General features: G+C 45.4%; 20 protein-coding genes and 1 rRNA gene. 3 read left to right on the forward strand and 18 right to left on the reverse strand.

Going from position 1 to position 23,336, the window contains the following annotated elements:
- Window positions 1-4 precede the first annotated feature (4 nt).
- The 11 genes from mutL to tig all read right to left on the reverse strand — a co-directional run bounded on the left by mutL (window position 5) and on the right by tig (window position 15,271).
- Entirely contained in the window at window positions 5-1,921 is a 1,917-nt protein-coding gene (gene mutL, locus EYA81_RS05580; RefSeq protein WP_131225462.1) for a DNA mismatch repair endonuclease MutL, read from the reverse strand.
- A 39-nt stretch (window positions 1,922-1,960) separates the two neighbouring features.
- The gene (locus tag EYA81_RS05585; protein WP_005829571.1) at window positions 1,961-2,251 is read right to left on the reverse strand and encodes a hypothetical protein; all 291 of its coding nucleotides are present in this window, start codon (window positions 2,249-2,251) and stop codon (window positions 1,961-1,963) included.
- A 4-nt stretch (window positions 2,252-2,255) separates the two neighbouring features.
- Window positions 2,256-3,977 (reverse strand): OstA-like protein, encoded by a 1,722-nt coding sequence (locus EYA81_RS05590; RefSeq protein ID WP_022401785.1) that lies wholly within the window; start codon window positions 3,975-3,977, stop codon window positions 2,256-2,258.
- Between the two features lie 25 nt (window positions 3,978-4,002).
- Complete coding sequence (locus EYA81_RS05595; protein WP_005829568.1) at window positions 4,003-5,370, reverse strand: peptidylprolyl isomerase; 1,368 nt, start codon at window positions 5,368-5,370, stop codon at window positions 4,003-4,005.
- A gap of 10 nt (window positions 5,371-5,380) precedes the next feature.
- Window positions 5,381-6,229: a peptidylprolyl isomerase gene (locus tag EYA81_RS05600; RefSeq protein ID WP_022401784.1), complete on the reverse strand. Its 849-nt coding sequence runs from the start codon at window positions 6,227-6,229 to the stop codon at window positions 5,381-5,383.
- Window positions 6,230-6,286: 57 nt separating this feature from the next.
- Window positions 6,287-7,849, reverse strand: a complete 1,563-nt coding sequence (locus tag EYA81_RS05605) for a peptidylprolyl isomerase (protein ID WP_022401783.1) — start codon at window positions 7,847-7,849, stop codon at window positions 6,287-6,289.
- Window positions 7,850-7,938: 89 nt separating this feature from the next.
- A complete protein-coding gene (gene guaB, locus EYA81_RS05610) occupies window positions 7,939-9,414 on the reverse strand; it encodes an IMP dehydrogenase (RefSeq protein ID WP_131225463.1) in 1,476 nt (491 codons plus the stop codon).
- 102 nt (window positions 9,415-9,516) lie between these two features.
- Entirely contained in the window at window positions 9,517-11,700 is a 2,184-nt protein-coding gene (gene recQ / locus EYA81_RS05615; RefSeq protein WP_117600771.1) for a DNA helicase RecQ, read from the reverse strand.
- A 174-nt stretch (window positions 11,701-11,874) separates the two neighbouring features.
- Window positions 11,875-13,119 carry an ATP-dependent Clp protease ATP-binding subunit ClpX gene (gene clpX / locus EYA81_RS05620; protein ID WP_117600770.1) on the reverse strand — a complete coding sequence of 415 codons (1,245 nt, stop codon included), beginning with the start codon at window positions 13,117-13,119 and terminating at the stop codon, window positions 11,875-11,877.
- 1 nt (window position 13,120) lies between these two features.
- Window positions 13,121-13,783 (reverse strand): ATP-dependent Clp endopeptidase proteolytic subunit ClpP, encoded by a 663-nt coding sequence (clpP, locus tag EYA81_RS05625; RefSeq protein ID WP_117600769.1) that lies wholly within the window; start codon window positions 13,781-13,783, stop codon window positions 13,121-13,123.
- 132 nt (window positions 13,784-13,915) lie between these two features.
- Window positions 13,916-15,271: a trigger factor gene (gene tig / locus EYA81_RS05630; protein WP_131225464.1), complete on the reverse strand. Its 1,356-nt coding sequence runs from the start codon at window positions 15,269-15,271 to the stop codon at window positions 13,916-13,918.
- Between the two features lie 474 nt (window positions 15,272-15,745).
- Between tig and EYA81_RS05640 the strand changes: the two genes are divergently transcribed.
- Window positions 15,746-15,994 (forward strand): RNA-binding protein, encoded by a 249-nt coding sequence (locus EYA81_RS05640; protein ID WP_117600767.1) that lies wholly within the window; start codon window positions 15,746-15,748, stop codon window positions 15,992-15,994.
- Between the two features lie 79 nt (window positions 15,995-16,073).
- Here the strand turns inward: EYA81_RS05640 and lptB are convergent, their stop codons facing one another.
- Window positions 16,074-16,814 carry an LPS export ABC transporter ATP-binding protein gene (gene lptB, locus EYA81_RS05645; protein ID WP_034523256.1) on the reverse strand — a complete coding sequence of 247 codons (741 nt, stop codon included), beginning with the start codon at window positions 16,812-16,814 and terminating at the stop codon, window positions 16,074-16,076.
- Between the two features lie 182 nt (window positions 16,815-16,996).
- Here lptB and EYA81_RS05650 point away from each other — a divergent pair, with 182 nt between their 5' ends.
- Both EYA81_RS05650 and EYA81_RS05655 read left to right on the forward strand, forming a co-directional pair.
- A complete protein-coding gene (locus EYA81_RS05650) occupies window positions 16,997-17,740 on the forward strand; it encodes an ABC transporter permease (protein WP_117600766.1) in 744 nt (247 codons plus the stop codon).
- Window positions 17,737-18,507 (forward strand): ABC transporter ATP-binding protein, encoded by a 771-nt coding sequence (locus EYA81_RS05655; RefSeq protein ID WP_005829539.1) that lies wholly within the window; start codon window positions 17,737-17,739, stop codon window positions 18,505-18,507. The genes EYA81_RS05650 and EYA81_RS05655 overlap by 4 nt, the downstream gene beginning before the upstream one ends.
- Window positions 18,508-18,622: 115 nt before the next feature.
- Here the strand turns inward: EYA81_RS05655 and der are convergent, their stop codons facing one another.
- The 6 genes from der to rrf form a co-directional block, all read right to left on the reverse strand.
- Window positions 18,623-19,936, reverse strand: coding sequence for a ribosome biogenesis GTPase Der (der, locus tag EYA81_RS05660; protein WP_117600765.1), 1,314 nt, complete (start codon window positions 19,934-19,936; stop codon window positions 18,623-18,625).
- Window positions 19,937-19,985: 49 nt separating this feature from the next.
- Entirely contained in the window at window positions 19,986-20,867 is an 882-nt protein-coding gene (gene era, locus EYA81_RS05665) for a GTPase Era (RefSeq protein WP_117600764.1), read from the reverse strand.
- A gap of 85 nt (window positions 20,868-20,952) precedes the next feature.
- Window positions 20,953-21,957, reverse strand: a complete 1,005-nt coding sequence (locus EYA81_RS05670) for a beta-ketoacyl-ACP synthase III (protein ID WP_005829534.1) — start codon at window positions 21,955-21,957, stop codon at window positions 20,953-20,955.
- 123 nt (window positions 21,958-22,080) lie between these two features.
- Entirely contained in the window at window positions 22,081-22,266 is a 186-nt protein-coding gene (gene rpmF / locus EYA81_RS05675) for a 50S ribosomal protein L32 (protein ID WP_072546213.1), read from the reverse strand.
- Between the two features lie 12 nt (window positions 22,267-22,278).
- Entirely contained in the window at window positions 22,279-22,857 is a 579-nt protein-coding gene (locus EYA81_RS05680; RefSeq protein WP_005829530.1) for a DUF177 domain-containing protein, read from the reverse strand.
- Between the two features lie 364 nt (window positions 22,858-23,221).
- Window positions 23,222-23,332 (reverse strand): 5S ribosomal RNA (rrf, locus tag EYA81_RS05685).
- Between the last annotated feature and the right edge of the window lie 4 nt (window positions 23,333-23,336).

Here is a 23,336-nt window from a genome sequence, read left to right on the forward strand (position 1 = left end):
TCCCTTATTTGGAGAAAAGCTTTTCTATGTCGTCTTCTTTAATGGTCGCCAGCACCGTCTTTCCGTCCGGAGTATAATTCGGGGATGGGCATGCAAACAGATTGTCCACGAGATTGGACATTTCCTCGTTGCTCAGCACTTGTCCGTAGACGATGGCCGCAGCACGCGCCAAGGTCGATGCAAGAATTGTCTGCACCTCTTCCTTAACGTCATTTCCTTTTTCCATAGCAGTATGTACCATATTCCGGACCAATTCTACCGGGTTCAACCCCTCTATGCCCGAAGGTATGCCGTTGATGGCATAGCTACCGCCACCCAGCGGGCTCAAATCGAAGCCTACTGCCGACAAATCTTCCAATATACCGTCCAGTAGGGCAGCTTCCGAAGCCGGCAACTGGATAATCTCCGGAAACAATACCCCCTGCGATACCCCTTGTTTCTGTCGAATCTGACTCATATAGCGGTCGAACAATACCCGGACATGCGCCCGATGCTGGTCTATCAGCATCAGACCCGATTTAACGGAAGTCAGAATAAAACGCCCCTTGAACTGGAAGTGTTGCGCTCCTTTCTCTACCGTTGCCTCATTGCCATAGAAAGAGGCGCTTGCCCCGGAAGGAACCGTTTCCTGGAAATAAGGAACCTTCTCCTCCTCTCTTGGAGCCGTACCGGTAACCGTATCCTCTACAAAAGGTTCTTCCTCCATCGGCTCGTTCATCCTGCTGGCTTTTTCCAAACCGGAATAAAGCCCCTCCCACTCCACTTTGGGGCGCGAATAATTGCCACCGCCTCCATAGGAAGAAGCGGAAGACGTCTTGAAGGGATTGAAATCCGTGTTATAGTGTACCTTCGGAGGCTCTATCGGACGAGCCTGCTCGAATGCAGGAATATCCGGCATATCCTCGGTGTCAAAATCGATAGTAGGTATAGCACTGAACTTGCCCAAGGATTCCTTGACCGCAGCCGACAGAATCTGCCAGATAGCCTGCTCATTCTCGAACTTAATCTCCGTCTTCGTCGGATGGATGTTCACATCGATATTGGCAGGGTCTACCTCGAAATAAATAAAGTAGGAGATTTGCTCACCGGCAGGAATCAGCTGTTCATAAGCATCCATCACCGCTTTGTGGAAATAGGGGTGACGCATATAGCGCCCGTTCACAAAAAAGTATTGGTGCGCTCCTTTCTTGCGCGACGTTTCCGGCTTGGCTACAAAACCGGAAATCTTTATCATGGTCGTATTGACGTCGACGGACAGCAACTGCTGATTCAGCTTCTTTCCGAAGACTGCCATGATGCGTTGCCGCAAAGGCATTACCGGAAGATTGAACAATTCCGTATCATTACTATACAGATAGAAGGCTACCTCAGGATGCACCAACGCTATACGCTCGAATTCCGTAAGGATGTTGCTCAACTCCGTAGAGTTCGCTTTCAGGAATTTGCGCCGGGCAGGAATATTGAAGAATAGGTTCTTGATGGAAAAATTGCTTCCCTTAGGGCAGGAAACGGCTTCCTGGCTCTCGACTTTAGAGCCGGCAATCAGCAGCCGCGTCCCCAGCTCCTCGCTGACCGGACGTGTTTTCAACTCCACTTCAGCTACCGCTGCTATAGAAGCCAACGCCTCTCCACGGAAGCCCATGGTGCGTAGGGCAAACAAATCGGCAGCCTCGCGTATCTTTGAAGTCGCATGACGTTCAAAAGAAAGGCGCGCATCCGTTTCGGACATACCCTTCCCATCATCAATCACCTGAATGCAGGTCTTGCCCGCATCGGTAATCAGCACATGTATTTCCCCTGCTTCGGCATCAATTGCATTTTCCACCAATTCTTTCACAACAGATGCCGGACGCTGAATCACCTCTCCGGCAGCAATCTGATTGGCAACCGAATCGGGCAGCAAATGAATGATATCGCTCATGATAATGTTTAATGATTAGAGATTAATGATTAATCATTATTAAATGATTCCGTTACTGATGGCATACCACAGATAAATCAGCACAGCTATGACAACAAGGATTATGCCCAAATGCATCGGCTTACGTCCGCTCTCCTTGCGCCGCTTCAAGTGAGTTGTTCCTTCTATGAATTTGCCCCGTATATCCTCGGGCGAGAATTCCTTTTCCGGCAGCATACCCAGGTCACGCTTGGCGTTTTCTTCCATCTTCGCCAACTTCTCTTTCCGCTCATCCACATAGATATAGCTATGATTGAAGCCACGAGGCTTCCGCATTGCAAACATTCCCATGACGCTACTTATTATTTCGTTTAATATGCATATTCCTTGGCGAAGTTACAGGTTTCCGGTCACTTTTCTTCAATACTTCACCTGCTTTTTTAGCCCTCCACTCGAAGATGTCCTCCTTGTTGAGCGGACGGATGTAGTCGAACCAAACAAAAGAAGGCAGCCTGCTCTTATCTGGTGGAATCTGGTCCAAAGGATAGGCTGTACCGGTAGTCTTTCCAACAAAGACTCCGCGCTCCATTCTTCTCTCCTTCAAGTACATTTTCAAAAGTCCACCTTCCGAATAGTTCATCATAATCAGCGAACTGTCCTTCTCCTCTACCGGATAATACACCACCAGTACATTGCCGTTTACCTCCACCAGACGCATGTCTCCATCTATGAAGAAAGCTTTCATCTCCTTACCGGAAACTTGGTTATAGTGAATACTGTCCTTTTTCTCTACCGTCAGGGCCTGATTGATGATATGTGCCCAGTCGATGGTACTATCGTTCATGTAAATTTTAATTTCCTCGCCCAACAACTGTTGTTCCCCGTGCCACAAGATAGGGTCGGTGTACATCGTCATGCAAGAGTCCTTGGAATTATACACCAACGAATCGCATACGGCCTGCACATCCGTGCGATAAGCACGCACCTTATGATAGGCACGCATCTCCCGGTACATGGAATCGGTATTCATATGGTAGGTAATCAGCCGCAAAGTATCACCGTGCATAAACAGACTGTCGCCCTGCGAATAGTCGATAGCTACGGCACGTTTGGTGGCAACGGCGCTTCCGGTCAGTTCGTTGTAGAAACAATAGTCGCCAGTCAACATGTTCCGGTTGACCGTATCATTCATCTGTACATTGTCAAAAGCCTCGCCGTATCCCAAGATGCGGTCGTAGAAAAGGCTGTCACCGGTCAGTTTCTTGCCTTCGTTAGTCAGTACGGAACGGTCGAGCAGTTCTGCCTGCTCAGTAGTCGTATTGTACACGCCACGTTCGGAATAAATATGATTTTGGTCACTCACAATGTCGGAGGGTCCTAAAATTGTGGCAATCTTAGTAGCTGTACTATACTTCAAGGTATCCGAAGTCAAAACAAACTTCGGGTTGACCAGCTTCACGTCGTGGTTGAAGACAGCCAACTTGGTGGCAGGGCTATATTCTCCCCATTCGGAAGTCAGCACATTATCCTCGTCGGTCAGCGTACCGCCTTCGAAGTAATAGCCCAAATCGTACAGACGGTCATAGTTCAAACTGTCGGTTGTCAGCACCGTATTACGATTTATCATACGTACATTCTCACGCAGCATGGCCAGCTGCGACATGCCGTCATAATACAGATAGTCTCCATAGATAAACAAGGTGTCGCCCTGCTCCATACGCACATTGCCGAATGCCTCCACAGAATTTATCTTTTCGAATATCAGCGCACTGTCACAGAACATGTACATACTGTCATGCTTCATCCTCACCGAGCCGATGAGTACCTGCACATCAGGACGCAACTGTTTGTCCGCCTGCGCCTCATCTGCGTACAACAAATCGACGCGCGTCTTCTTCTTTTCCGGCGTCTCCGTCTTTTTCTGTTCAATCGAGTCCACTTTCTTCTTCTCTGGTGCACCAGTACTCTTCTTCTTGTCCTGCGCACTCAGCAGACAGATACCAAACAAGCATAGAATACCTACCAGGAGGTATCTATGCTTGTTCAGGAAATGATTTTTTGTATTCTTCTTTTGCATACAAATCTATGTAAATTCTTCCGGATTATTCTTTAATCCAGCCCGGATACTTGAACGTACAGTTATTCTTCCAATTATCCTTGATACGGACATATGTGTGCTTCTGCTTCTCACGAATCCACTTGTCCAGCACTTCGTCGCGGCGTTTCTCCAACACAATCTCTTTCAAGTTCTGATAGTCATCGGCAATGGTAGCCTTGTGTCCCGTCGTACGGCTCTTCAGTTTCACAATCACACACTCTTCTTTTCCGGTCTTTTGCGGAATCATGGTGAAGGCTTCGGAGATTTCGCCCACTTTCATCTTATCCACCACCTTGGCTATTTCAGGGGGAAGTTCCTGCATCTCAAAACGGGAAGTGTTCGTATTGGGATTCGGCAACAAACCATGATTGTTACGCGTATCCTTATCCTGCGAAAGCACTGAGGCAGCCTCTTCAAAAGAGAACTTGTTATTGCGGATATCATCGGCAATAGAATCCAAACGGGCACAACCGGCAGCCAGAGCTTCTTCCGGAATATGCGGTTTCAACAGAATGTGGCGTGTTTTAATACGGTCACCGCGCTTCTCTATCAACTGAATGATATGGAAACCATATTCAGACTCTACAATCTTGGAAACCTTGCTGGGGTCTTGCAAGTTGAAAGCTACATTGGCATAAGCGGGGTCCAGCATACCGCGTCCCGAAAACTCTATTTCACCGCCACGCATGGCCGAGCCACGGTCCTCGGAGTACAGACGAGCCAACATGGAAAAGCTTTCGCCCTTATTGACACGGTCGGTATACTCACGCAGACGCCTCTTTACATCTTCTATTTCCTCCAAAGGAACCTTGGGCTGCTGAGTGATAATCTGCACCTCCACCTGGGTAGGGATATAAGGAATGCTGTCCTGCGGCAAATCCTTGAAGTAACGGCGCACCTCAGCCGGAGTTATCTTAATCTCACCCACCAGTTTCTGCTGCATCTTCTGAACCTTCAATCCTTCACGGGCATTCTCGCGCAGCGTTTCACGAATCTGGCTGGAAGTCTTGTTGAAGTATTCCTCCATTTTCTCGCGCGAACCGATGTTGGCGATGTACATGTTCGTCATATAGTCCACACGCTGGATAACCTCACTCTCGGATACTTCGATACTATCGAGGGCAGCCTGGTGAAGATACAGCTTCTGCACGGCTATCTCCTCCGGTATCACGCAATAAGGGTCACGGTCAAATTTGCGTCCTTCATACAATGCACTCATACGTGCCTCTTCCACTTCGGACTTCAGTATAGCCTCGTCACCTACTACCCACACTACCTCGTCAATCACGTTGTCTTGTCCATAAACGGTAGAACCGACTAATAGCGTCAAGGCAAATAAAATTACAAACTTAAAGTTCATACACTGTTTCATTCTTGGTGTCTTATTCTAAATAATATTTAATCTTGTCTCTTTTCACCGCCCGTTGGTACAAATCATCCTTCACTTGCTTCATGAATTCCACCTGCTTCACGTTCAGCAGCATATCCTTCACTTGCCCACGGGCAAACTCATAGGGTTCCTGCTCTCCCATCGGGCGATAATCGCTCACATTCAGGAAATAATGGAAAGCCGTATCCTTCAGCTCTACATGGCGATTCTTGTCCAGATACTCGTCCACATCAGGAACCTTCAAGGGCAGCATATCCAGCACTTCCGATACCGGCACCCATTTATCATAAAAATACTCATACTTCACAGCATTCTGCAGACTGTACTTTTCCAGATGTTCCACCGCCTCACGGGTTTCCGTCTTGTACCAGCGACGAACATTACCCAGCTGCGGGGCTGTCAAAGGAACTTTGATGAACAAGCCTTTCATCAACGGACGTTCCACCTTGAAGAGCGCCTGGTTCTTCTCGTAATACTCCGTCAAGTCTTGTTCTGAAATCTCCTCTGATAGCCGCTGATGTATTAAAGCCTGCTGATAGGTATGCATTATCAATGCTTTGCGATAATTCTCCACAAGTTTATCAATCTCACCGTTATTGGGAATATTGCTCTGCGCTTTATCGTACAGCAAAATATCTTCCACCCAATTACGGATATAATGTTCTGCAAACAACAGACTGTCGTCTTTGGACAAACCGGCAGGAAGTACCGATTGCAAATCTTCCCGGTAAAGGAAATTGCCGTCCAACTCCACTAACGGTGTCCGCCCTTTATGGTCGTGCTGCTCGCTGCACGCCGCACAGAGAAGGAAAATTAAAAGCCCAAAGCAGGTTGTTCGCATCACCAACTGATATTTACTTCGTTTTGAGGTACGAAGATAGTGTTTTAATCGGTTGCATCAGTGATTATTAACGGTTTTTAAAACCTCTTGGTCAATTTCAACCTTACCGGCAGCACGCAACTTTGCCACCCAATGCGTTTCCAAATAGTTCCGATAAGCGGTTACGAGCGGCTCTCGCACCTCTTGCCAACTATCTGGTCCCTTCTGCTTACGACCTTGTACAGCAGTAAAGGGAAATGACAAAACCGGGGTTGCATTCTTCCCTTTGAACACCAATTCATCCACATATGCATTATCACCGGGAGCAAATAATCCTTGCTCTGCCCGCACCTTGGGAGTATCGCCGGCATTGAAAGTGAGACGGATGGCATCCATCCACTCCTCTTCCGGAATCTGTTTCAGAAATTTCCGTACTTGCTTCGCCACCCGCTTGGTAGTACAATGCAGCACAATACCCTTATAACGCGGTTCGTCCCAATGGAAGTCCGAACGGTGCGCCTCAAAATATGCTTTCAATCCCGCTTCATCCACCACACTCCTCTTTCCCACTTCACGGTCAGTGATTTCGGCAAGCAACATGCTGTCACGATACCCCTGCACCAACGCACAGAATTCGGGATGCTTCAATTCCAGACGGGAGTTTTCATAGTCCAGAATCGTTTTTACTGTAAAAGCCTCCAACTGTCTGCGCGTCCCTGCCGGATAAACAGCGGCAAATCCGGCAAACTCTTTTCCACCGTATGCCTTGCCATCCAGTGTAAACAATACACGGGAAGTGCTTCCTTTGGCCAGCAGTTCGTCGATACCGGCTTTATCCGGCATATAGTGATATTCTTTCTTCAGTTTATCCACAAAAGCCCGCGTTCCTTTATCCATTCCATGACGACGGGTTTGACAACGGATTATCTTGTCCTTCATCCTCTCAAAAGGAAGGATTTCCTGCTGTTCGAGTACTTTCACGATATGAATGCCTTGAGGAGTGAGGAACGGACGGGAAATCTCTCCGGCATTCAACCCGAATACAATATCCTCAAACTCCACCGGCATCTGCAGCCAACCCACCCAAAACGCTTTCTTCTCATCGGAAAATTGCTCGACGCAAGCATCGAAAGACGGCACAGCTCCCCCTTCCTTTGCAAGAGCCCTGTAGATAGAATCCATCCTGGACTCCATCTCACGCAAGGTATGACCGGAAATATTCTGGGGGAGATATTTAAAAATATGCTTCACATATACCCGGCCCGCACGCCGGCCGGATTTCATCTTGTCATAATACTGCCGTGCCTCCTGCTCTGCCGTCTCCTCATCTGTCAAGTATGATTTAATCAGACAGCGGCGATACTCATCCTGCTCCTTCTGGAAGACACGGGAAGTATCCAATCCCACAACTTCGGCAGCCTCTATTTTCAGCCTGAAGTCTATAAACTTATTCACATATGCATCCAATGCCTTCCGGCCTGCACCGACAGAGGTACCGCCCTTATTATAGCTACGTTCGAATTCAGAACGGAGGACCTCCTTTCCATTGATACGCATCAGTACCGGATCGTCCTGGGCCGAAACAGCCAATCCGAACCCGAGGAAGAAAAACACCCAAAACAATCTAACCATAAGCACCATCCGTTCTTTTTATACGGCTGCAAATATAAACAAAATGCCCGGAAAGCGGCAATCTCTCTCCGGGCATTCACTATTATTTTGTTATTATCTTACTCAGGACGGCTATAGTTCGGTGCCTCACTGGTTATAGACACATCGTGCGGATGACTTTCCAGTACACCTGCATTAGTAATGCGGGTAAACTTGGCATCGTGCAGTTTCTCTATATTGGCTGCACCGCAATAGCCCATACCGGCACGCAGACCGCCAACCAACTGATAAATCACTTCATACAAAGTACCTTTATAAGGAACGCGGGCAGCAATGCCCTCCGGAACCAATTTCTTCACGTCATTGGTACCGCTTTGGAAGTAGCGGTCCTTGGAACCATTTTCCATAGCTTCCAGCGACCCCATACCCCGATAGGACTTGAACTTACGACCGTTGAAAATAATCGTATCGCCCGGAGACTCTTCCGTTCCGGCAACCAGCGAACCGATCATCACGCTGTAACCACCGGCAGCCAACGCCTTCACTACGTCGCCCGAGTAACGCAAACCGCCATCGGCAATCAAAGGAATACCCGTGCCCTTCAGTGCCTTTGCCACATCATAAACCGCAGACAACTGAGGAACACCCACACCGGCAACTACACGGGTAGTGCAGATGGAACCCGGACCGATGCCCACCTTTACTCCATCAGCACCAGCCTCGACCAATGCCTTCGCAGCTTCACCGGTAGCAATATTACCAACAACAATGTCAATATGAGGGAAATGTTCTTTGGCCTCTTTCAATTTTTCAATAACCCCTTTAGAATGTCCGTGAGCCGTATCAATGACAATGGCATCCGCCCCTGCATCCACCAAAGCCCGCATGCGCTCCAAAGTGTCATTCGTCACTCCCACTCCGGCAGCAACGCGCAGACGACCTTTGCTATCCTTGCACGCCATAGGTTTATCCTTTGCCTTGGTAATATCCTTATAGGTAATCAGACCTACCAATTTGTTGTCTTTATCCACTACCGGCAACTTCTCGATTCTATGTTCTTGCAGAATTTGAGAAACAGCCTCCATATCCGTCGTAGGATTGGTAGTAATGATGTTCTCCTTGGTCATCACCTCGTCGATACGCTTATTCATATCTTTCTCAAAACGAAGGTCACGATTGGTAACAATACCTACCAAATATCTTTCATCATCTACCACCGGAATACCACCAATCTTGTATTCAGCCATCAAAGCCAGCGCATCAGCCACCGTAGAACCTCTCTTGATAGTTACCGGGTCATAAATCATACCGTTTTCGGCACGCTTCACAATAGCTACCTGACGTGCCTGCTCCTCAATGGACATATTCTTATGAATAACTCCGATACCACCTTCACGGGCAATGGCAATAGCCATCTTCGCTTCGGTAACCGTATCCATGGCAGCAGTTACAAACGGGATTTTTAACTCAATGTTTCGTGAAAACTTAGTCGAGAGTTCGACAGTTTTGGGCAAGACTTCAGAATAAGCGGGGATTAACAGTACGTCGTCATAAGTTAATCCATCCATTACAATCTTATCAGCAATAAATGACATAGGGCTATGCGTTTAAAATTTATTGCGTGCAAATATACGGTTTTTATTCCATTCCGTATACTTGCACGCAACATTTTTTTCTTTTTTATCAACTAAAGCCAATCAATTTGCCATCTCTGAAATAAACTTGATGCGTACCAAACGTACCTCTTCTTCCGTAAAGTCATCACCCAATTCATCCAGAGCATCGTCAATCTTATCAGTGGTAGATTCCTTGAAATAATCATAGATATCCAGCAAGTGGTCTTCATCCATAATATCCTCCAAGAAATAGTCAATATTCAATTTCGTTCCGGAGTAAACGATAGCTTCTATCTCATCCAGTAACTCTTCAAACTCAATACCCTTTGACATGGCAATGTCATCCAACGCCACCTTACGGTCAATAGCCTGAATGATGGCCACCTTCATTTTTGACTTATTAGCTACAGTACGCACACGCAAGTCCTCAGGACGTTCAATCTCATTCTCTTCACAGTGACGCTTAATGAGTTTGCAGAATTCCTCGCCGTAGCGTTTTGCCTTTCCGGCTCCTACACCCGGTATGTTCTGCAACTCGTCCAAAGTCACCGGATATATGGTCGCCATTGCTTCCAAAGACGGATCCTGGAAAATAACATAAGGAGGCACTTCCAACTTCTTGGACAACTTCTTTCGTAAGTCCTTCAACATGGAGTACAATGCCGGGTCTACCGCACACGCACCGCCTCCACGTGCAGGTGCTTCTTCTTCCACATCCTCAAAGTCATTGTCTTCCACTATCTTGAATGATTTAGGATGTTTAAGGAACTTCCTACCGTCATCCGTCACTTTCAGCAAGCCATAGTTTTCGACATCCTTACTCAGATAGCCGGCAATAAGCGCCTGACGGATCACAGCATTCCACGTTTTGTCTTCTTCGCCCATGCCAGAGCCGAATACTTCGAGATCTTCGTGCAGATGCGCCTGCACTTCTGAAGTTTCCTTACCTTGTATTATGTCTATAATATAGTCCGCTTTAAAATTTTCTTTCACCGCGAGAACAGCTTCAATCACGGTACACAATAATTCTTGAGCTTCCACTTGTTTTTTCGGATTTAAACAGTTGTCACAATTACCACAATTTTCTTCCATATATTCTTCGCCGAAGTAATGAAGCAACGCCTTTCGGCGGCATACGGAAGATTCGGCATACGCAGCAGTCTCCAGCAGAAGCTGCTTGCCAATTTCCTGCTCTGCTACAGGTTTGCCTTGCATAAACTTCTCGAGCTTCTGCAAGTCTTTATTGGTATAGAAAGTAATACACTGCCCTTCTCCTCCATCTCTTCCGGCACGTCCGGTCTCCTGATAATATCCTTCCAGACTTTTGGGTATATCATAATGGATGACATAGCGCACATCCGGTTTGTCAATCCCCATACCAAAAGCAATGGTAGCTACAATCACATCAATTTTTTCCATCAGGAAATCATCCTGGTTCTGTGTTCGTGTAGCCGAATCCATTCCAGCATGATAGGCACGGGCATTGATTCCGTTTGCCTGCAGGATTTCAGCAAGTTCCTCCACTTTCTTCCGACTCAGGCAATAGATAATGCCTGACTTTTCGGGATTGTTCTTAATGAACTTGATGATGTCCCGGTCTACATTTGCAGTCTTGGGACGTACCTCATAATAAAGATTCGGGCGGTTGAACGATGACTTGAACACCTGCGCATCCACCATACCCAGATTCTTCTGGATGTCATGTTGCACTTTCGGTGTGGCCGTCGCAGTCAACGCTATCAGAGGGGCTTTTCCTATTTCATTGATAATGGGACGGATACGGCGATACTCAGGACGGAAGTCATGGCCCCATTCAGAGATACAATGGGCTTCGTCCACGGCATAGAACGAAATCTTCACCGTTTTCAGAAACTCCACATTCTCTTCCTTCGTCAGTGATTCCGGAGCCACATACAACAGCTTTGTCTTACCACTGAGTATGTCAGACCGAACCTGGTCTATCGCACTCTTGTTTAGGGAAGAATTGATGAAGTGGGCTATCCCATCCTCTTCGCTGAAGTTACGCATCGCATCGACCTGATTCTTCATCAAGGCAATCAGAGGAGAAATCACGATACCCGTGCCCTCCATCAACAAGGACGGCAGTTGGTAGCACAAAGATTTTCCACCACCGGTAGGCATCAACACGAATGTATCATTACCCGCCAACAGATTCTCTATGATTGCTTCCTGATTTCCTTTAAATGTATCGAACCCGAAGTATTTCTTCAGCTGGTCTGTCAAATTAATCTTCTTCCCTGCCATGATTCATTAGGTTGTTGTTTATTGAGTTAACTTTTAATAGTGGTACTCCGCCATGTTTTCACAAAGCACCCTAACAAAGTTATAAACAACTTCTTAAATTTCAAGCATAATCCATCGAATATTTTTCAATAAAAAGCAAAATAGTCGGTTTTACCCCGTATTACCATCTGATTCTTAAGCACTTTGCAGTCGTGCCATATTTGCCTTTTCAAGCTGGCGCTTGGCGTAGTCCAACGTCACAACAAAATGCCCCTTCTGTTCTGACGGAATTTCGAACATGGCATCCATCATAATTGTCTCCACAATGGAACGCAAGCCGCGGGCCCCCAACTTATATTCTACTGCTTTATCCACGATATATTCAAATACAGCATCTTCAAAAGTCAGCTTCACATTGTCCATCTCAAACAGTTTGATGTATTGCTTGATGATGGAATTCTTCGGTTCCGTAAGAATGGAGCGCAATGCCGCACGGTCTAACGGATTCAGATAAGTCAGCACCGGAAGGCGGCCGATAATCTCGGGAATCAGTCCGAACGACTTCAAATCCTGCGGAGCAATGTACTGCATCATGTTGCTCTTATCAATGGTTGCCGTATTGCGTACAGCACTATACCCGACAACATGTGTATTCAGCCGCTGGGCAATCTTCTTTTCAATGCCATCAAAAGCCCCACCGCAAATGAACAGAATATTCTTGGTATTGACCGGAATCATTTTCTGGTCGGGATGTTTGCGCCCACCCTGGGGAGGAACATTCACCACAGAACCTTCCAGCAATTTCAGCAATCCCTGCTGCACGCCTTCACCACTCACATCACGCGTTATGGAAGGATTATCACCCTTGCGTGCTATTTTGTCTATCTCATCAATAAACACAATGCCTTGCTCTGCCTCGGGTACGTTATAATCCGCCACCTGGAGCAGACGCGTCAAAATGCTTTCAATGTCCTCGCCTACATAACCTGCCTCTGTCAGAACTGTTGCATCTACAATAGTAAAAGGAACACGCAGCAACTTGGCGATAGTACGCGCCAATAACGTCTTTCCCGTACCAGTACTGCCTACCATGATGATGTTCGATTTTTCAATCTCCACATCATCACCGCCGTCCTTCTGGAGCAGGCGTTTGTAATGGTTATACACCGACACAGACAAGAAACGCTTGGCATCGTCCTGACCAATGACATATTGGTCGAGGAACTTCTTTATTTCTACGGGTTTAGGAAGTTCTTTCAGATTCAGCTTCGTGGCACTTGCCTTCTTGCCAGCCCCCAAAGCCTCTTGAGTAATTTCATAAGCCTGGGTGGCGCAACTGTCGCAGATATAGCCATTCATCCCCGTTATGAGAAATCCGACTTCATCTTCTGTGCGGCCGCAAAAGCTACATCTATTTTTATTTTTTCTTGAATCTGCCATATTATTTTTTAATCAAAACCTCATCTACCATACCATATTCTTTGGCTTCCTGGGCTGTCATCCAGTAGTCACGGTCAGAATCCGCCCATACCTTGTCAAAGGGAGTGTGGGAGTGGTCAGCGATAATAGTATAAAGTTCTTTCTTCAGCTTTTGGATCTCACGTGCCGTGATTTCAATATCCGAAGCCTGCCCCTGGGCACCTCCCATCGGCTGGTGTATCATCACCCGGGAGTGGGTCAATGCGGAGCGTTTGCCTTCAGCACCGGCAACCAGCAGTACGGCTGCCATACTTGCAGCCATACCTGTACAGATAGTAGCCACATCACTGCTGATGAACTGCATGGTATCATAAATACCCAGACCGGCATATACTGAACCGCCCGGCGAATTGATATAGATGGAAATATCCTTGCCCGGATCCACCGAATCCAGATAAAGCAACTGAGCCTGCAAAGTATTGGCCGTATAGTCATCAACCTGCGTACCGAGGAAGATGATGCGGTCCATCATCAGACGGGAAAACACGTCCAACTGTGTTACATTGAGCTGGCGTTCCTCGAGGATATAGGGATTTAAATAGCTGGCTTGTGATTTAATCACATCGTCCAGTACCAAACTGTTCATACCAAGATGCTTGGTAGCGTATTTTCTAAAATCATCCATTTCTTTCTATTTTTTTAATTTATAAGGATACAAAGAAACAAAAAAGAACACAGAGACACAAAAAAACACAGAGTTATAGTTTGTCAAACTCTGTGTTTCTTTATAAATTTTAGCCGTAGGCTCACATTGCTCTTACGCAAACATCTTATTGAACTCTTCAGCAGAAACATTCTTGTGCTCCAGTTCCACCTGAGACTTCAATGCTGTAGCCAATTTAGATTCAACCACACGATTAACCAAGCCTTCTACACTCTCTTTCTTCTTAAGCATTTCCTTTGAGTAATTCTCCAGGATTTCTTCAGGTACACTCATCATACCATATTGTGCAAACTGTGCGCGAGTAGCTTCCTTAGCCATGTTTGTGATATCTTCCTGCTCAACCTTGATATCATTGGCTTTCACCAGCTGTTCTTTAATCAGGTGCCAAGTCAGCTCTTCGATGCTCTTGTCATAGTTGTCCTCTACAAAGCTTTCTTCCTTGTCAGGATTGTTCAGACGCATAATGCGCTTCAGTAATGCATCCGGGAATTCCAACTTGCCTACTTTCTCAGTCAGCATCTTACGTGCGTCAATCAAGAACTTATAGTCACTGTCTGCCACGAACTGGTTAGCAATAACTTCCTTCACTTTGGCACGGAATTCCTCTTCCGTTTTCACATTGCCTTCGCCAAATACCTGATCGAAAATTTCCTGAGTCAAGTCACCCGGAACGAAGCGTGTGATTTCTTCTACCTGGAAGCTGAAATTGGATTTCACTTCGGGAGCAGCTTCCTTGTCAATCTTCAATAAAGAAGACAATTCGGCAACATTTCCGTCCCAAGCAGTATTCGGGTTGAATACAAGCACATCATTCACTTTTGCACCAGCAAAAATAGCTTTCTGTTCATCATTCTTCATGTACGAAGGCATCATTACAGCGCCTTCCACCTGAATGCCACCCTCTTTGATATTACCTTCTTCATCCAGTTCAGCAAGCAAACCTTTCAGCATGTCATTGTCCTCGTAAACGTCTACCTTGTCATACTTGCCGTTACGTTGAGTATAAGCCTTGACCTGGTTATCCACCATCTCGTCTGTAACCTCAATAGTATAGTAATCTACCTTATCTTTTGCACTGACTTCTGCTTTAAATTCCGGAGCCAAAGCAATATCAAACAGGAATTCGAACTCTTCCATAGTATCGAAATCTATTTCCTGCTGCTTGTCTTCGTTGGGCAAAGGCTCGCCCAATATATTTACCTTATTGTCCTGGATATACTTATATACTGTTTCTGAAAGCAGTTTGTTCACCTCTTCGGCCAATGCAGACTTACCATACATTTTCTTAACCAGGCTCATAGGAACCATTCCCTTACGGAAACCGGGAATCTGTGCCTTCTGACGGAAGCTCTTCAACGATTTGTCTACTTTTTCCTGATAATCTGCTTTCTCAAGCTTTACAGTAAGCAGTGCGCTTACTTTGTCAATGTTTTGTAATGAAACGTTCATTCTGACAATTATTTATTTGATTTATACTTTGTTCCATATCTCAAATGAGCGTGCAAAATTAGCGTTATTCTTTCAATTATCAAAAGAACATTGCCGATTTATTTCAGTTTAATTCTTGGATAGAGCGGTAGAAGAGCCCAACAATCGGGCTGACAACAGAGGAAGTTTACTGGAAAGATACTCGAGGAAAAGACGATGATAAACCGAATCGTCCGGTTTCTATGAGGAGAAACGAGAGTTGCCCGAAGACACGACAATCCACAAAAATAATTAAAGAAAAACATTGTTTATCCGAATTTTATGCGTTTCTTTGTCGCGGAATGATGGCGCATTAGTTTTTCGATTTCCATTACATGGTTTTTACTTCCGTTTTCAAGAACGCTTTTGTAAACTCTCTGTCGTTGTAATCCATTTATTATTCAGCCTTCCTTCCAAGAGAGTTTTATTCATTATATTTATTTTATCATTTTCATTATGAACATTTATGTTGGAAACCTTAACTACCGCGTTAAGGAGAATGACCTGCAGAAGGCAATGGAAGATTACGGCACAGTATCTTCTGTAAAATTTATCAATGACCGCACCACCGGACGTTTCAGAGGCATCGCTTTTGTAGAAATGGAAGATGACGCTGCTGCAGCTAAAGCTATTGCCGAACTAGACGGTGCTGAATTCTTCGGCCGCCAGATGGTAGTGAAAGAAGCAAGACCTCCAAAATATTAATCATAGAGATTTAAGGAGAAATGAAAAAGACCACTGAATGAGTGGTCTTTTTTTATTTCTATCAATGGCAGTATTCGGATCACTTCATAAAATCCTTGCGACGAAGCACGAAACTGTTACTCAGATACTTTTCACGCACAATCTTATTCTCGGCCAGCTCTTCGGGCGTACCCTGGAACAGAATCTTTCCTTCAAACAACAGATAAGCACGATCGGTAATACTCAGCGTCTCCTGCACATTGTGGTCAGTAATCAAAATGCCGATATTCCTATCCTTCAACTTCCACACAATCTGCTGAATATCCTCCACTGCAATCGGGTCTACACCGGCAAAAGGCTCGTCCAACATAATAAATTTGGGGTCAATGGCCAGACAACGGGCAATTTCTGTACGGCGCCGCTCGCCACCTGACAACTGGTTACCCTTGTTCTTCCTTACCTTCTGCAAGCGGAACTCTGCAATCAGGCTCTCCAGCTTGTCTTTCTGATACTCCAAAGGCTTGTCGGTCATTTCCAGTACAGATGCAATATTGTCTTCCACACTCATTTGACGGAATACGGAAGCCTCCTGCGCCAGATAACCGATACCCGTCTGTGCACGCTTGTATACCGGATATTTCGTTATATCCAAATCATTCAAGAAGATACGTCCCTCATTGGGAGTTATCAGCCCTACGGTCATATAAAACGAAGTTGTCTTACCGGCGCCATTCGGTCCCAACAAACCAACAATCTCCCCTTGCTTCACATCAATAGACACATGGCTCACTACCGTACGCTTTCCGTACTTTTTCACCAAATCCTCTGTACGCAGCACCATGCTACCTTCCTCCCGTGGCTCTGCCCCGGCAGTCAAGCCTAGTCCGACCTGCAGATTTTCCTTAACTTCCTCTACATTGTCCTTTATGCCTTTTTCTTCTTCCATACTCTAAAGGTTTTCGCCGCAAATGTAGCAAAAATAAGCCGAAATAGTGTACATTTGCATTCAAATACTTATATGTTATGTTTAAAGCACTTAAGACAGTGGGACAATATATCATACTAATGGGGCGCGTATTTGCCCGTCCCGAACGTATGCGTATGTTTTTCCGCCAATATGTCAACGAGTTGGAACAGCTCGGCGTGAACTCTATCGGCATCGTATTGCTGATATCCTTCTTCATCGGAGCTGTAATCACCATACAGATAAAGTTGAACATTGAGAGTCCCTTCATGCCCCGTTGGACAGTGGGATATGTAACCCGTGAAATCATGCTGCTGGAATTCTCTTCCTCCATCATGTGTCTGATTCTGGCAGGAAAGGTCGGATCAAACATCGCCTCGGAGCTGGGCACCATGCGGGTCACCCAGCAGATAGACGCCCTTGAAATTATGGGTGTCAATTCTGCAAACTACCTTATCCTACCGAAAATTGCTGCTATGGTGACAACCATTCCACTGATGGTGACGTTCAGTATATTCGCTGGTATCATAGGTGCCTTCTGTACTTGCTGGTTCGGCGGCATCATGTCGGCAGTAGATTTAGAATACGGCTTGCAGTACATGTTTGTCGAATGGTTTATTTGGTGCGGCATCATCAAGTCGCTGTTCTTTGCCTTTATCATTGCCAGTGTATCGGCATTCTTCGGTTACACCGTCGAAGGCGGTTCCATCGAAGTGGGTAAGGCGTCCACCGACTCCGTAGTATGCAGCAGCGTACTTATCTTATTCGCCGACCTAATATTAACTCAACTTTTAATGGGATGATTGAACTGAAAGGACTTTGCAAATCATTTGAAGAAAAAGAGGTACTGAAAGATATCAATGCCACTTTCGAGAATGGAAAGACCAACCTGATTATAGGGCAGAGCGGTTCGGGAAAAACCGTACTCATGAAATGTATCGTGGGTCTGCTGACACCAGACAAAGGAGAACTGTTGTATGACCACCGCAACTTCCTCGCCATGGGAAAGAAGGAAAAGAAAGCGCTCCGCCGGGAAATGGGAATGATTTTCCAAAGTGCCGCGCTGTTTGATTCCATGACGGTACTGGACAATGTAATGTTTCCACTGAACATGTTCAGCAACGATACCCTGCGCGACCGGACTCGTCGTGCCATGTTCTGCCTGGAACGTGTAAACCTGATTGAAGCCAAAGACAAATTTCCCGGAGAAATCAGCGGCGGTATGCAGAAGCGCGTAGCCATTGCCCGTGCCATTGCCCTAAATCCGCAATACTTGTTCTGTGACGAACCTAATTCAGGACTTGACCCCAAGACCTCGCTTGTCATCGACGAACTGATACAAGATATAACCCGGGAATACAATATGACTACTCTCATCAACACTCATGACATGAACTCTGTAATGGGCATCGGAGAAAAAATTATCTATATTTACGAAGGACACAAAGAATGGGAAGGCAATAAAGACGACATCTTCACTTCCACCAACGAGCGGTTGAACAGTTTCATATTTGCATCCGACCTATTCCGGAAAGTCAAAGAAGTGGAGATACAGAACCTTGAAGGATAAAACTGCACCTCATTTTCTAACCTATTACATAAGAAAGCGTCCGGAAACTATATTCCGAACGCTTTCTCTTCATAAAACCAGTTAATAGAATCGACTTATATCATCACGATATATTTTACTTCTGCCGGATATAGATATTTATCGGAGTTCCGGTCAACTTCCATTTCTCACGCATCTTATTTTCCAAGAATCGTCTGTAAGGCTCTTTCACATATTGTGGAAGATTTGCAAAATAAACAAATGACGGCACCTGGGTATTGGGCAACTGCGTAATATATTTTATCTTGATATACTTACCCTTAATTGAAGGGGGTGGATACGCCTCAATAAGCGGCAGCATTTCCTCGTTCAAACGAGCTGTCGGAATACGCGTCATACGATTTTCGTACACATCACGCGCCTCCTCCAATACCTTCAGAATACGCTGTTTGGTCAGTGCCGAAGCAAAGATGATAGGGAAATCCACAAACGGAGCGAAACGGTTGCGGATAGCATCTTCGAAAGTCTTCATCACCTTCACAGTCTTGTCCTGCACCAAGTCCCACTTGTTTACCACAACCACTAGCCCCTTGGCATTCTTCTGAATCAAAGAGAAGATATTCAAATCCTGGCTTTCGATGCCACGCGTAGCGTCTACCATCAAAATACATACATCTGCATTCTCAATGGAACGAATGGAACGGATTACAGAGTAGTACTCCAAATCCTCATTCACCTTGTTCTTCTTACGGATACCCGCCGTATCTACCAGGTAGAAATCAAAACCGAATTTATTGTAGCGGGTATAGATAGAATCGCGCGTGGTACCGGCAATCTCCGTCACGATGTTGCGGTCTTCTCCAATAAAGGCATTGACTATGGAAGACTTTCCGGCATTCGGGCGTCCCACTACTGCAAAGCGGGGAATATCCTCGTCCAGAATTTCATCAGATTCCTTTTTGAACTTGCTGACGATAAGGTCCATCATATCGCCCGTACCGCTACCCGTTACAGCAGAAATACAGTAAGGATCACCCAAACCCAGGCTATAAAACTCAGGGGCATTATATTGTAATTCATGATTATCGGTCTTATTGGCAACCAGCAGCACAGGCTTCTTGGCACGACGCAAGATGGCAGCCACCTGCTCGTCGAGGTCCGTAACTCCGTTCATCACATCCACCACAAACAGAATCACGTCGGCTTCGTCCACCGCCATCAATACCTGCTTACGAATCTCTTCTTCGAAAATATCATCAGAGTTCACTACCCAACCGCCAGTATCTACCACTGAGAACTCACGTCCCAACCATTCGGTCTTTCCATATTGGCGGTCACGGGTGGTTCCCGCTTCCTCATTCACAATTGCCTGACGTGTCTTGGTCAGGCGGTTAAATAATGTAGACTTTCCCACATTGGGACGTCCTACGATTGCAACTAAATTTCCCATAGCTCACTCTCTTTGTTTTTTGCGACTGTCACAGTCGTATGAATAACTCTTAATCCAACTGATAACCAAAATTACGCAGTTCTTTGTCCGAACTCCGCCAATCCTTATCAACTTTCACAAACGTCTCCAGGAATATCGTTTTCCCGAAAAACCTCTCCAAATCACGGCGCGCTTCAGTAGCCACTTTCTTCAAAGCCTTTCCTTGCTTGCCTATGATAATACCTTTTTGCGAATCACGCTCCACATAGATTACGGCACTGATATGAATTTTCTTTGCCTCCTCCTTAAACTGTTCTACCATCACCTCCACCGAATAAGGGATTTCCTTATCATAGTACAACAGAATTTTCTCACGGATTATTTCGGTCACGAAGAAACGCGCCGGCTTGTCCGTCCACTGGTCCTTGTCGAAATAGGGAGGAGAGTCGGGTAACAGCTCCTTCACCCGCTTCATGACATAATCCACATTAAATTTCGAAGTAGCAGAGATAGGAATAATTTCTGCCTTCGGCAGCAATTCCTTCCACGCTTCCACCAGTTCCACCAGCTTTTCCTGGTTGGTTAAATCAATCTTATTGATAAGCAACAATACCGGAACGTCCAACTGTCCTACTTTCTCCACAAAATCATTATGCTTGTCGGGAGTCTCAACCACATCCGTCACATACAGCAACACATCCGCATCCGCCAATGCCGAAGTGGAGAAATTCAGCATGGACTCCTGCAACTTATAGTTTGGCTTCAATACACCCGGAGTGTCCGAAAACACAATTTGCATGTCATCCGTATTATAGATGCCCATAATCCGATGACGGGTGGTCTGCGCCTTGAAAGTGGCGATAGAAATACGCTCACCTACCAAAACATTCATCAATGTGGACTTGCCTACATTCGGATTTCCTACGATATTTACAAAACCTGCTTTGTGCATGACTTCAGTATTTGAATTGAGACAAAAAAACGCATCGAATCGAGATAGGATGCGTTTTTATCATATTATATTCAGCAATAGCATGTTACTGCTTCTTTCCGTCGTATCCCCACTTCACATACACAGCTCCCCAGGTAAATCCTGCGCCGAATGCAGTGAAAATAAGGTTGTCGCCTTTCTTCAGCTTATCTTCAAAGTCCCAGATGCAAAGAGGTAACGTAGCAGCACTAGTATTGCCATAACGTTCGATATTAATCAGCACTTTCTCACGAGGAACTTCCAGACGATGTGCCACAGCATCGATGATACGAAGATTGGCCTGGTGCGGAATCACCCAGTCAATGCTATCCTTTGTCAGACCGTTTTTCTCGGCAATGGCCGCGCTAACATCCGACATATTGGATACGGCATACTTAAACACAGTACGTCCTTCCTGATAAATGTAATGCATGTGATTGTCTACAGTAAAATAAGAGGGAGGACAAACCGAACCACCCGCTTTCATATGCAGGAAAGGCAAACCTTTGCCGTCGGTTCTCAGAATAGCATCCATAATACCTACATCTTCTGTTGTCGGCTCGAGCATGAAAGCTGCAGCGCCGTCTCCAAAGATAGGACAAGTAGCACGATCTGTATAATCAACCATTGACGACATCTTGTCGGCTCCCACAATGATAACCTTCTTATATCTACCAGAACGGATAAAATTGGCCGCAGTCTCCATCAGATAGAGAAATCCGCTGCAGGCTGCCTGCAAGTCAAAAGCATATGCATTTTTCAGCCTTAGCTTATCACACAAAATAGAAGCTGTAGAAGGGAAGTGGTAATCCGGAGTAGAAGTAGCTACAATCACCAGATCTATATCATCCGGGTCTGCGCCAGTACGTTGCATCAGCTGTTTGGCAGCTTTACGCGCCATATAGGAACTACCTAGCCCCTCTTCATTCAGGATACGTCTTTCCTTTACTCCGATACGAGTCATAATCCATTCGTCATTGGTATCCACCATTCTTGAGATTTCGTCGTTTGTCAAGACGTAATCAGGTACATAACCGCCGACTCCTGTAATTACTGCATTTATTTTTTCCATTAAAATCTTGTTTACTTATAGAACTACTGAAACAACGGTAGTCTAAAAAGGTTTGCTTATTAAATTACAAATCTTTTTAGACGCCCGATATTCAAGTATAAGTTTTAGTCAAACTGACCGTAATTATACGGCAGCTTCCTTTTCAACTGCAAGCTTACCTCTATAGTAACCGCATGCACTACATACAGTATGATATACATGCCACTCACCACAATTCGGGCAAATAGCCAGTGTAGGAGCTACTGCTTTATCATGAGTTCTTCTCTTCGCAGTTCTTGTTTTTGACTGTCTTCTCTTAGGATGTGCCATTTTCTTTAATCTTTAATTGTTATCTAATATTTTCTTTAATTCGTCCCAACGCGGGTCTACCTGCGTTTCTTCTTCATTCATCAGCTCCACCTCTTCTTCCGGAGCAAATGTATCCTCAGCCATATCATCATCCGGAGTGGTGCGCATATGCTTACTCAATTTGCTGGTCATTGCCTTGTTACACTTACCCGGAGCATGCACATGCTTCATGGGGATGGCCAAAGCTACAAACTCGTACATAAACCATGCTACATTAATCTCACCTTCCTCTTCGGGAATTACTATGAGATTGTCACCTTCTTCGGCATATTCATGACCGAACTTAACCAGCAGCTTATCTGTCGAGCTGACAAGCTGTTCCATATCGTCCAAACAACGGTCACATGGCACCCACACCATTCCGTCTGTCTGGAAGTTCAATTCGAAAGCACGAGATGTTTTCTTTACAACTAACACCACATTGACTTTACCCTTCTGCACTTCCGGTCCATCAATATTGGCAAAGAAAAGGTTGTCTAGCACAAACTCATATTTGCATGAATCTGCTTGCATACCTTTCAGGTCTATTTTGTATTTATCAAACTTTCCCAAAGCTTCTTTTGTTTATTCGGGCGACAAAGATACGAATAATTATCCTCATTATGTAGTATTTAGAGTAAAATATTCATTTTTTTATGTTCATTTCACCCAGATATCACTACAAATCAGCAGAAAACTCATGAACTAAAACACAAGAACAATCCATACCAGCATCCAAGTATATGTAAAGAAAACGAACTAAGCGTTTTTAATCATTATTTAGCACCTTAATTCGGGAATTAATCTGATGAACATGCGATGAATAATTATATATAATAAGGTATAGTGATTAGCGGTAGAAACGGAATGTTAGAGGAGATATATGTAAACGAACGAAGCCTCCGTATCCTTATCAGACACGGAGGCTTCTTCTGAAAAACGGCGACTACCTACTCTCCCACTGTTACGCAGTACCATCGGCGTGACCGGGCTTAACTTCTCTGTTCGGAATGGGAAGAGGTGGAACCCCGGTGCTGTAGTCACCTGAATAA

Source organism: Bacteroides sp. A1C1, assembly GCF_004328515.1.
Taxonomy (GTDB): domain Bacteria; phylum Bacteroidota; class Bacteroidia; order Bacteroidales; family Bacteroidaceae; genus Bacteroides; species Bacteroides uniformis.